This window comes from Acinetobacter sp. ANC 3882 (assembly GCF_022549545.1).
Lineage (GTDB): Bacteria > Pseudomonadota > Gammaproteobacteria > Pseudomonadales > Moraxellaceae > Acinetobacter.
Genome location: NZ_JAKZGB010000002.1, coordinates 159,199 through 171,328, shown reverse-complemented (window position 1 = coordinate 171,328; position 12,130 = coordinate 159,199). Strand labels below are relative to the sequence as shown.

Below are 12,130 nucleotides of genomic sequence, written 5' to 3'. Positions count from 1 at the left end.
GCCTAATGATCTATTCACCCAATTCCTCTTCTAAAGTCTCTAATCGACCATAATTAAATTTATGTGCTGGAATAAAAATATAATCCAACTCTGAAGTATTTATAAAAATTGATCTATGGTATCTCTCTACGGGTAGATAGATCAGTTCATCTGCATTTTCTGGATCAATCTCAAGGCAGGAAAAAGCTTCATATAACTTTTGATCATCAAATACCTGCTCTTTTCTTTTTTTACCATTAACAAATTGCCACTGAATCTCGGTTGCTCTGGCATATAATTTTTTGAATTGTTTAGATGCATCTATTTGAACATTTTCCTTATCTTCCGCCTTTATATGACCTTGTTCAATTAATGCATCCAACTCTTCTTTGGTTAAAAGTATTTTCTTTACATAGTTTTTTACTTTTTCTTCACCTATTAGATCCGTTACAACCTCTAAACACTCAATATTCTCTATAACCAACCATTCCTCATCTTCAATTCTATTTAATCCTAACCAATCGCTATATTTTTCAGGGCCAAAAGTATCAAATGCTTCACTTGAGAGATAAACATCTAGTATTGAAGCTCGACGAATAAAAGCTATTCTATTATCTAGAGATTCAACAACTATAAAGTCACCTTTACCATTTAATCGATAATATAGTCTCGATCTTTCAGCCTCAGTAATTGGAAATAAAAGCCCTTTCCCTGATGCGAAATGAAATGATATTTCTCCAAAATACGTATCTTCATCGCTGATCTCTTCATGAATTCCTAAATTATCAAAAGGCCGAGGATTACCTAAAATCTCATCTACAGTTGAATTTAATATTTTTGCTAACTTTGCCTGTTTAGTCTTAGGAATAGAAGCAACTCCAGATTCCCAACGTTGATAATTGGGTTGACTAATTCCCATAGCTTCTGCAACTGCAGTTTGAGTCATCATTTTTGCTAGTCGAACTTTTTTTAGAGCTGATAATTTCATTATTCAAAACTTATACGTATAAAATATACTTAAAAGTATATTTTATTTAAAAGCAATGTCAAATCGCTGAAGACTATATCAAGTCTCTACAATATTCTTCCCTTTTGCCTTGGCTTTGAGCAACGACTGATCCGCTTGTTCTAACAGCTCTAGCCAACTATTTGCGCCAATCGCCACCCCGATACTCACTGAAACCTGAATTGAGTCAGACATGTTCGAAAGCACAATCTTTTGCTTTAAAATCCCCGAACGAATACCTTCTGCCACCACTTTTGCAGCCTCCATTTGAATATTCTCAATCACTACCAAAAACTCATCACCACCATAACGCACGATTAAATCAGATGCTCGAACATTTAGCCTCAACTGATCTGCAATCATGGTAATCACCTGATCACCCACGATATGCCCATATTGATCATTTACGAACTTAAAATTATCAATATCGATTGCAATCACACAAGTCTGTGACAACGACTCAGGTTTAGATTCAAGAAGCTGAATATATTCATCCAAGGCCAAACGATTGGCAACACCCGTCAATACATCAGAATTTGCAATCTGCTTCAGCTGCAACTCCATCGTATCGCGCTGCTTCAACATTCCTTTCAATTTATCAATCGCTTCAAACAAGGAGAAAAACTCTTCCTTATTTTTGTTATTCTCAGCTTGCTCATCCGAAGTTCCAGATAGATGCAAGATCATATCGCGCGCATGAATTAGTGGACTAAAAACTTTCCGCTTCGCATAGATCATGGTGAAAATCGCAATCAATAAAGACAGACTTGAAATACACAAAGTAAAAATAAACTGTCGCTTCGCCAACTGATTCTGTTCTTCTGCAACACTTATACTGTAATTCAAAATATAGTTTTGCAGATCCATCACTGGTGTGAATTTCCCCACCATACGTTCGGTCAGTTCTGTTCCTGAGAGGAAATATGCTTGGTTATTTTTACTTTCATCCAATAACTGCGCAATAATCGGCAAGCCTTTATCTAAAAACTCAGTTTTCACACGTCGATATAAATTTACATATTCTGGAGTTTTCGATTCTTCTGGCTGAATCGTATCAATCAGTTCCCAGAGATAAATGGCTTGATGTTGTGTCTGTAATGAACGAGCTCGGTTCTCATCTGGAATTTTTTCACCAAAGCTTACAGATGCCATCACATTGGAAGCTACGCGACCCGCTTGATCACGCATATCGGTCAAGACCAGAATCGAAGTAAAATAATTCGACATCTTGCTGTTCTTACTATTCGAACGCACCAGCAACCACGTTAAAAATTCACGACTGTCATCCCAGACCCCAAACATCGATAAAATGGCATGATCATATTGCGCTGAGGTGCGCTCAGCTTGCGGTGTGTTGGCATAGGTGTCGACAATGGCCCGTGCTGTGGCTAACTTAACTTTTAAATCTGTTTCTAATTCATAAGCGATAAGTTTGAAACCTTTTTGTTTTAAGGCCTCAATAGTGTCATCAATCTGCATATCAACAACTTTACGATACGCTGCCAATTCTTTTTGATTCTTGAGCAACACATCGGGCTGACTCGACATCACTTTATTTGAAGGTGCCCGCTCTCTGGAAATCTTATTGGCTGTTTTCACTAGTGCACGAAGGCAGGTAATTTCAGTGAGAGTTTGATCAGATTTTATATATTCTTGATAACTGTTAATGATTAAAGGAATAGAAAGATAGGAAATTGAAAAGATAATGGCAATCATGCAGAAAAAGAGGCGACGGCTAATCTGCTCAGAACGTAATTTTGAGCTTTTTAATTTACGCCCCATTCAGACACCTTGCTCGTTTCAAAAATGATCTCGATTGCTTTTTAAACAGCTAATAATTTTAGCTGAATTCCAAATAACACTACCACGATTAAACCAAGTTTTTTGCTTACATTAATTTCAATGACTTATATTCCGTGAATTTTCAACTAATAAATAAGAAGCGCATTAATTTATTGAGAATCATTATTAATTAAATCAAAGCAAGTAAGTCGTTCTTATTTATTTTTTATATTTTTAATATATTCAATAAAAATCATACAGATAGTATAATTATAAAGATTATCTAAATTCAATTTAACAGCTAAAATACACATATTCTTGTTAGATTTAACTCAATTAAAAATCGGAAAATTCTATTTAAAGAATAAAAATTATCAATTTCACAAATTACTTTCTAAAGCACATAATTTAATCAGAGCAAGATTCTAGTGTTTAAAAACAGAAACCCTCAGGATGTTTTCTCCCCCAATAGCAAACATCCTTTTCAACCCAGCTTTCCCCAAAGCTGGGTCTTTTTTTAGCTTAAAAAAAACAAGCTAATTCGCCAATAAATCCAGTTGCTGTAAGGCTTGATAAACTATTGCCTTACGGGCATCTGCATGCTCAGGCCGATTCATTTCCATATTCAATGAAAAAGCCGTGACCTTGCCATTTGCTTGCTCTATCCACCCAGTCCACCATCCTACTTGCGGGTTAACATCCATACCCCAGCCGCTTTTCGCGTAAATCTTGGTTCCTTGAACTTCATCAATCAATAACATGCCTTTCACTTGTTGCTGAGTGGATTGATCAAATGGCAGTTTTTGCTTCGCCAATGCGTAGGCAAAGCGTACTTCCTCTATAGGAGTAATTTTTAATGGGCCGACTAACCAAAAATTATCGACTTGTGTGCCAACATTCTTATTCCCATAACCTACTCGCTTCACTTCACTGGTCATCAGTTCTAGACCAATACGTCGTGCCAACTCTTGATATACAGGTACAGCCGATGCCTGCATTGCCTCAGCTAATGTGAGATCTTTTTCCCAGCTACTGAATGCGCGTTTTTGGCCATCCCATTTAAAGACTTCATTTGGCGTGGTTTTATGATGTTGTATGCCAATTAACGCATTCAGCATTTTAAATGTTGAAGCAGGGATATAACGTTGCTCTGCGCGACTGGTGTCATTGCCATATTTTTGAATTTTCTTTCCATCATAGATCACCAACACACCACTTGTTTGAGCCTGTTGGAAAAGGGCGGCAATATTTTGTTGTTCACTTTTCTCCGCCATGATGTCCTGTGTTTGGTCGCCAAAGCTCTGGCAAGCGACCAAAGGTAAAGCAAAAGTGAAAGATGCACTCAACGCGAGAATTTTTAATCTTTTTGACATGATAAAACAGGTGGAAAAGTAGAATAAACTGCTACTATAAATCTTTTACGACTTGGTCTTTGTAGCGTTATTTCATCTAAAACGTCAGAAAAAAGATAAAAAAAAGCTCGACCTTGGGGAAAGCCGAGCTAGTAAAACGATGATGTTAACAACATCAAAATACTTCAAAGAAAATGTTACGAGACACTTAAATGCAAATTAGATATCTCTTGCTTTGTATTATGTGAGTTACTTCTCATAAAGTAAAGTTGATTAAATAGATCGGGTTTATTGTTACAATCGATTTTGCTAATTGATCATTAAAAATGCGATTTTTACATGATTTTTAGTTTATATTAATTGAGAATGAGTATCATAATTTTGCAAAGTCTATCGCATAAAAATTACAGAATAGGATTTTAACTCACACTTTCTAACCGTGCTTTGTGACAAAAATAAGAACCTTTTAAACGAAAAAAACGATTATTATAATTGAAGAAACCAATTAAAATATTTAGCGATGCTATTCTTATCAGCCTCCTTATCTCATTAAAAAATAAACATATCTACTTGTTAGATATATACTTTATAAAAGGTTGACAACATTTTCTCCAATCGTTCGTTTTTTATGCACCACCTGTTCAGCTTTTGTTCGTTTATCGGAAGCCCAAATTTATTACATTGACTTCATACTTTGTTACAATACAATGACTCCAACTTTACTCTTTAATTGTTTTAAAGCTGGAAATCATTATGAAAAAACTCGGTTTAGCCACTGCTTTAGTTTTAGCCATGACCGGTGCTCACGCATACCAATTCGAAGTTCAAGGTCAATCTGAATTCATCGAAGCTAAAGACTTAAATGACAAAGACTTTACTGGTGCTGCTCAAGGTACTTACTACTTCAAAAATGTAGACGCTGCTAAAGGTCCTTTAGCTGAAGCTGCGTTTTTAAACCAAGCTTCTAATGTTTCAGCTGCTTACAGCTATGCAAAATTAAGCGGTGATGAATCATTAACTGTTAAGAACAACACTTTCGGTGCAAAAGGTGAAGTTTATCTTCCTACTCCTTATGTACCTGCTTATGCAAGTGCTGCATATAGCCACTCTCAAACTAAGTTTGAAGACGAAAAAGACAATGGCGACCGCTACTCTGTAGAACTTGGTGCTATGGTTTTACCTAACTTCTTAGTTGCTGTTGGTTATACTCGCGTTGCTGACCAAATTGCATTAGATGCAAACAAAGCTGTTGAAAATGGTGTATTCAGTGCTGTTGCTGATGCAGCAACGATTGGCGACAAACAAGACGTTGTAACTGCACGTACTAAATACGTAGGTAACATCGACGGTACAAACATGGCATTAGGTTTTGAAACTGGCCTTGTATACGGCGAAAACCAAGCTTACGGTTTAAAAACTGATCTTTATGTAACACCTCAGTTAAGTGTTGGCGCTTCTTATGCTGAAGCAAACTTTAGCAAAAACCCAACTAACGACAACTTCTCTCCAATCAAATCTGCTTGGGGCGCGAACGTAAACTACTTCATCACTCCAGCGATTGCTGTTGGTGCTAGCTATGTAAATGCAAATGCATTACATGCAAACGTAGATACGCAAACTGTTGGCTTAAACGCGAAGTTCCGTTTCTAATATTGGATTTATGTTCTAACTTTAGAACACTAAATTCATAATAAAAAACCAGTTCTTATGAACTGGTTTTTTATTTTCTAGATCTAAATAAAGCAAGAAATTGGATTTCTTACTTTAAATCTCTTACATCTTTTTATCTTCAATATTTAAAGCACTAATCGCCAACACCGCTTGGGTTCGATTTTGTACACCCAGCTTACGGAAAATTGCAGTGACATGTGCTTTGATGGTAGCTTCGGAAACTTCCAGTTCATAAGCAATTTGCTTATTCAATAAACCTTCCGCCACCATCATCAAGACACGGAACTGTTGTGGGGTCAGTGATTGTAAACGTTCAGCTAAAGCCGTTTCATCTGCCGCACGAGGATCAAAGCCTGCATGTGTTGGTAAATTGGGTGGTAACCAAATCTCTCCTTCTAAGACATGCTTAATCGCTTCCCCAATATGGCTCGGATGTGAAGATTTAGGAATATACCCCATGGCACCATGCGCAATTGCACGTTGAATAATCGAAACTTCTTCGTGTGCCGAAACCACAATAATTGGAATCGCAGGATATTGGGCCCGGACATAGACTAAGGCAGAGAAACCTGAAGCACCGGGTAGGTTTAGATCCAAAAGGACCAAATCAGGTTCTGCACCGTGTTCTAAACGTGCATAGAATTCATCTACATCTGCAGTCTCTTGGATCTGCGCCTGAGGCAAACTATAACGAACCGCTTGAATCAAAGCATGTCTAAATAAAGGATGGTCGTCTACAATTAAAATATTCATAAGCGCTTAAGCTATCTGCAAGTACGTCACTGTACGATGTTTATTTAAATTCAATCCGCTTAAGCCTATTTTCAATTCAAGGCTAGGTCAAGCACAAGACAGGATTTATTTCCTTTTCCCGCAAAATAAATCAAATATTGATATAACTTCATTAAAATGTTCTGTGAATAAAACAGATTCAAAAATCTTGAATAGAAACAGAAAATTAACTGCCTGAAATTTGATATTTATTGTGATTTATCGACATATCTTTAAAAAAGATAAGCTTGCAGCATTTCCTTATTTTACAGCTTGGCATGCGGTATAGGTAAATAAATAGCAATTCGAAATGATCTTTTAGGCCGTTATTATGTCCAATCACAATACCCTCTCGACTCCTCTAAATATTGTTGCAGTATCTGGTGGCTTAAATAGTCCATCAAAAACAGAAAGTTTAGTTCAGGCGATTCTTGATGAGCTTTCAGAGGCAATTAATATCAAGGTGCATTTCGTCAAACTGAGTGAAATTGGGCCGTTATTGGGTGGTGCGATTTATCGTAATCAGCTGCCACAACGCGTACAAGATGATTTGGCTGCGGTTGAAGCCGCAGATGCTTTGATTGTTGGAACACCTGTTTATCGTGCTTCATTTACAGGCTTATTTAAGCATTTCTTCGACTTTGTTGAGCAAACTGCCTTGGTCGACGTTCCTGTTCTGTTAGCAGCCTCAGGTGGAAGTGATCGTCATGCTTTGGTTCTCGAACATCAATTACGCCCACTATTTAGCTTCTTCCAAGCACAGACTTTGCCCATTGGCGTCTATGCTACCGATCGTGATTTTACGCCTGAATATACGGTTAAAAGCGAGCAATTGTCTGATCGCGTCACCTTAGCTGTGGCACGTGCTTTACCGATTTTGGAATGGGCACCTGCCAAAGGTCAGCGTGCTGCTGCCATTAAAACCAAAACCGAGCAGGCCAATCAAAATCTTGGCATCAACAAACAGATTGAACAAGCAGAAGTATTGCCATCTGCGGCAGTACCCAATTTGGATGCAGCTGAATCTCGCTTACACCCGAAGTCAGCCAAGAATTTAACCCACGTCGCATAAACCATATCTTTTATGGAGGATACAACGATGACAATAACAGCATCAGCAATTAAATTTGCCTACTGGGTTCCCAATGTGAGTGGCGGTCTCGTTGTAAGCAACATTGAACAACGTACAGATTGGAGCTACGACTATAATGTACGCCTAGCACAAGCAGCAGAAAAAAGTGGCTTTGAATATGCCCTCACACAGATCCGCTTTACCGCTGGCTACGGCGCAGAGAACCAACATGAATCAGTGAGTTTTAGCCATGCTTTATTGGCAAAAACCGAAAAACTCAAAGTAATTGCAGCGATCTTACCTGGCCCTTGGAAACCCGTGCTTGCAGCCAAACAGCTGGCAACCATTGACTACCTCACCCAAGGGCGTATTGCGATTAATGTGGTCAGTGGCTGGTTCCGTGGTGAATTTGATGCCATTGGCGAACCTTGGCCCGAGCATGATGAACGTTATGTTCGCTCAGAAGAGTTTATTCGTACTCTGAAAGGCATCTGGACCACTGACAATTACAGCTTTGAGGGTAAATATTACCAATTCCAAAATTACACGCTGAAACCGAAACCTTTGCAAAAACCTTATATTGAGGTGTTTCAGGGTGGTAGTTCACGTGCCGCACGTGATATGGCTGCACGAGTATCGGACTGGTATTTTACCAATGGCAATAGTGTCGAAGAAATTAAAAAACAGGTCGATGATGTTCGCGGCAAGGCCAAGCTGGCCAACCGAGACGTCAAAATAGGCGTTAATGCCTTTATCATCGCGCGTGATACTGAGGAAGAAGCCAAAGCCGTACTGAATGACATCATTGCACAAGCCAATGTCGAAGCCGTGAATGCCTTTGGTGATGCGACCCGTGAAGCAGGCGCGGCAGCACCTGAACGTGAAGGTAACTGGGCAAAATCGACCTTTGATGATCTGGTTCAATACAATGACGGCTTTAAGACTAATCTGATTGGTACACCGCAACAAATTGCGGAACGGATTGTGGCTTTGAAGAATGTTGGCGTTGATCTGGTTCTTTCAGGCTTTCTACATTTTATTGAAGAAGTAGAATATTTTGGCGAAAAAGTATTGCCACTGGTTCGTCAGCTCGAACAACAACAGGAAATTCAACTGGAGGCAAAATCAGCATAAGCTTGGCATTAAATAAGAAGAAAAATAAAAGCGATTGAATATTTCTCCCCAAGGCTCGGCTTGGGGATTTTTAATTTAAGCAGTCTCAATTTCCCGCATGACCGTTTCAACCGAATATCGGCACCACTGCGACAGTTGCTCAATAAACTCATTTAATTGTGATGGATTAAAATGACTGACAATCATATAACAAGCATTCCCGAGAATTTTAAAACATTCATCCACCTGCTCGTATTGTTTAACCAGTAATTCAACCTCGACAAACGCTTGCTGATCATTCATAAACAATTGAATAAACTGCTTATGTTCGTACTTGATCGCAACGGTGTAATTTTTGATGATGCCTGCATCCATCAATTGAGCAATCCGCGCTCCAACAGCTTGCCCAGTACGGTGCACTCGCTGTCCTATTTTTTTATGGCTTAAACGCGAATCTTGTTTTAGCAATTCAATAATTTTCAGATCAATCGGATCAAGTTCAATATTCATTTTTCATTACGAAAGAAAACCAGCAACAATGCTTTCATCTGAATATAGCCGATTTCTACGTTTCACCCTACTCTTGTTTTATCTTAACGCTGGAAGAAAAAATGATGAAACAAGCCTTACTGATTATTGATGTCCAAAACGATTATTTTAAAAATGGCAAAATGGAATTGGTCAATCCAGACCTTGCTCTAGCGCAAACCAATCTATTAGAAGATCATTTTATTCAAAACAATTTACCCATTATTTACATTCAACACATAAACCCTGCCTCTGCCAGTTTCTTTCAGGAAAATACAGTGGGTGTTGAATTACATCCACAACTTAAAGTCACAGATCGCTCACTGATTGTTGAAAAACATTTTCCCAATAGCTTTCTGGAAACCAATCTTCAAGCCTTGTTACAGCAGCATCAAGTTGAGCAGTTAGTGATAACTGGCATGATGACCCATGTATGCATTGATTCAGGTACACGTGCAGCCAAAGAACTTGGCTACCAACCGATTGTGATCGCCGACGCGACTGCAACCCGTGATCTTGAACATGATGCTAAGATCGCCAAAGCAGCCGATGTACAAACTGCATTCTTATCTGCACTGGGTTTCTTTGCCACGGTACAAAACACTGCTGATTTTTTAGCGCACAATTAAATCATGCAGAAAAAAAGAGCGCTCCATCGAACGCTCTTTTTAAATTTGAATAGATTTATCGGTTTGGATAAACCGTGGCAATCAGATGATCAACTACAGCTGGCTCAGCAAGGGTTGAGGTATCACCTAAACTATCCAGTTCATTGGCTGCAATCTTTCTCAAGATACGGCGCATGATTTTACCTGAACGGGTTTTTGGCAAAGCAGGTGCCCAATGCAGTGCATCAGGGGTAGCCACTGGCCCAAGAACTTTACGTACCCAGTTAACCAACTCCTTACGTAGCTCCTCAGATTCAGCGACATCGGCTTGCAAAGTGACAAAGGTACAAATCCCCTGTCCTTTAATATCATGCGGCATACCCACCACCGCAGCCTCTGCAACGGCCACATGCGAGACTAGGGCGCTCTCAATTTCCGCAGTCCCTAAGCGATGACCTGATACATTAAGTACATCATCGACACGTCCGGTAATCCAATAGTAACCATCAGCATCGCGACGTGCGCCATCACCTGTAAAATAGTAATTCTTAAAGGTCGAGAAATAAGCCTCGATAAAACGTTGTGGATCACCCCAAATCGTTCTCATTTGACCCGGCCAAGAATCTTTAATTACCAGATTACCTTCCGTCGCCCCCTCGAGCTCATTGCCTTCGCCATCGACCAATGCAGGCTGTACCCCAAAGAATGGACGTGTCGCTGAACCCGGTTTTAAGGCAGTCGCACCCGGTAATGGTGAAATTAAAATACCGCCTGTTTCTGTTTGCCACCATGTATCGACAATTGGGCAGCGGCCTTCACCGACCACTTCATGATACCAATTCCACGCTTCTGGGTTGATCGGCTCACCCACCGAACCGAGTAAACGTAAGCTACTGCGGTTACTTTCACGTACATAGGCATCACCTTCACGCATCATGGCGCGAATCGCGGTGGGTGCCGTATACAGAATCGTGACGTTATGTTTATCAATCACATGACCAATACGTGCCCATGTTGGATATTGTGGAATCCCTTCAAACATCACCGTGGTCGTGGCATTACTCAATGGACCGTAGAGTAAATAACTGTGGCCTGTAATCCAGCCCACATCTGCAGTACACCAATACACATCATCTTCACGTAGATCGAAAACTTCTCTAAAGGTGGTATTTACATAAACCAGATAACCACCTGTCGTATGCAGCACACCTTTTGGTTTACCTGTTGAACCCGAGGTGTACAGAATAAATAAAGGATCTTCTGCTTTCATTGGTTCCGGTGGACAATGTTCGTCTACGTCCATGATCGCCAAGTGATACCAAACATCACGTTCTGCATTGAACTGAATTGGGTTACCTGTGCGATGCACTACGATCACATTTTCAACACTATTGGTTCCATCAATTTCTAAAGCTGCATCCACGTTTTCTTTCAATGGAAGTAACTTTCCTCCACGCATTCCTGCATCCGCAGTAATCACCAGTTTTGCTTGACAGTCTTCAATTCGGCTTGCCAATGAATCTGGTGAAAAACCACCAAATACCACACAGTGCACTGCACCAATTCGTGCACAGGCCAACATCGCAATTGCCGCTTCAGGCACCATTGGCATATACAACACAACGCGATCGCCCTTGCGAATACCTTGTTTCTTTAACACATTGGCAAAACGACAAACTTCATCATGCAGTTCAGAAAATGAGATGATTTTATGGCGTGAAGGATGGTCACCTTCCCAAATAATCGCTGGCTTTAAAGGATTATCTTTGAGATGACGATCTAAACAGTTGGCTGAGACATTCAACTCACCATCAGCAAACCATTCGATTTTAAAATTATCTTGATTAAAACTGGTATTTTTGACCTGTGTGAACGGCTTGATCCATTCAATCTTGTTGGCTTCTTCTGCCCAAAATGCTTCAGGTTGCTCAATCGAATGCTGGTAACGTTTGAAATAGTCTGCTTCAGAGATTCTTGCCGTTTCTTTGAATTTATCAGGCACTGGGTAGATTTCTTTCATAGCTCACTTCCTTGGTTTTTTATCTCATACCTTAGATGTTCTCATCTATTACACGGGTATGTTTTGTTCTCACTTGCAGTATTGACACCATTTACAAGCGCAAACAATGCGGCTTTGGTCGTAGAAATGTCAGGGCTTTTAATCTTTCGATCTTGACTAAGTTATAGGCTAAAATAGCAAAGCCGACGCTTTTACGATCATTTTATTTTCAAAAATTTACTCAAAATA

Annotated in this window: 10 protein-coding genes; 4 read left to right on the top strand and 6 right to left on the bottom strand. The window is 39.6% G+C overall.

The features are described from left to right. Window positions 1–10: 10 nt before the first annotated feature. The 3 genes from MMO42_RS05925 to blaOXA form a co-directional block, all read right to left on the bottom strand. Window positions 11–967, bottom strand: coding sequence for a helix-turn-helix transcriptional regulator (locus tag MMO42_RS05925; protein ID WP_241319705.1), 957 nt, complete (start codon window positions 965–967; stop codon window positions 11–13). A gap of 78 nt (window positions 968–1,045) precedes the next feature. Beyond that, window positions 1,046–2,767: a GGDEF domain-containing protein gene (locus MMO42_RS05920; protein WP_241319704.1), complete on the bottom strand. Its 1,722-nt coding sequence runs from the start codon at window positions 2,765–2,767 to the stop codon at window positions 1,046–1,048. A 536-nt stretch (window positions 2,768–3,303) separates the two neighbouring features. Next, on the bottom strand, window positions 3,304–4,140 hold the full coding sequence (gene blaOXA / locus MMO42_RS05915) for an OXA-286 family carbapenem-hydrolyzing class D beta-lactamase (RefSeq protein ID WP_241319703.1): 837 nt from the start codon (window positions 4,138–4,140) through the stop codon (window positions 3,304–3,306). A 732-nt stretch (window positions 4,141–4,872) separates the two neighbouring features. On the opposite strand from blaOXA, the gene omp33-36 reads away from it, so the two are divergent. Beyond that, window positions 4,873–5,769 carry a porin Omp33-36 gene (gene omp33-36 / locus MMO42_RS05910; protein WP_241319702.1) on the top strand — a complete coding sequence of 299 codons (897 nt, stop codon included), beginning with the start codon at window positions 4,873–4,875 and terminating at the stop codon, window positions 5,767–5,769. Window positions 5,770–5,892: 123 nt separating this feature from the next. Here omp33-36 and MMO42_RS05905 read toward each other — a convergent pair whose 3' ends face one another. Further along, a complete protein-coding gene (locus MMO42_RS05905) occupies window positions 5,893–6,543 on the bottom strand; it encodes a response regulator transcription factor (RefSeq protein WP_004657203.1) in 651 nt (216 codons plus the stop codon). Window positions 6,544–6,892: 349 nt separating this feature from the next. Here MMO42_RS05905 and msuE point away from each other — a divergent pair, with 349 nt between their 5' ends. Continuing rightward, window positions 6,893–7,633, top strand: coding sequence for an FMN reductase (gene msuE, locus MMO42_RS05900; protein ID WP_005297521.1), 741 nt, complete (start codon window positions 6,893–6,895; stop codon window positions 7,631–7,633). A gap of 27 nt (window positions 7,634–7,660) precedes the next feature. Continuing rightward, a complete protein-coding gene (sfnG, locus tag MMO42_RS05895; RefSeq protein ID WP_241319701.1) occupies window positions 7,661–8,767 on the top strand; it encodes a dimethylsulfone monooxygenase SfnG in 1,107 nt (368 codons plus the stop codon). Window positions 8,768–8,842: 75 nt separating this feature from the next. Here sfnG and MMO42_RS05890 read toward each other — a convergent pair whose 3' ends face one another. Continuing rightward, window positions 8,843–9,256, bottom strand: a complete 414-nt coding sequence (locus MMO42_RS05890; RefSeq protein ID WP_241319700.1) for an AsnC family transcriptional regulator — start codon at window positions 9,254–9,256, stop codon at window positions 8,843–8,845. A 104-nt stretch (window positions 9,257–9,360) separates the two neighbouring features. Between MMO42_RS05890 and MMO42_RS05885 the strand changes: the two genes are divergently transcribed. Continuing rightward, window positions 9,361–9,903: a cysteine hydrolase family protein gene (locus MMO42_RS05885; RefSeq protein ID WP_046739887.1), complete on the top strand. Its 543-nt coding sequence runs from the start codon at window positions 9,361–9,363 to the stop codon at window positions 9,901–9,903. Between the two features lie 55 nt (window positions 9,904–9,958). Here MMO42_RS05885 and acs read toward each other — a convergent pair whose 3' ends face one another. Continuing rightward, complete coding sequence (gene acs, locus MMO42_RS05880; protein WP_005297526.1) at window positions 9,959–11,902, bottom strand: acetate--CoA ligase; 1,944 nt, start codon at window positions 11,900–11,902, stop codon at window positions 9,959–9,961. Window positions 11,903–12,130 lie beyond the last annotated feature (228 nt).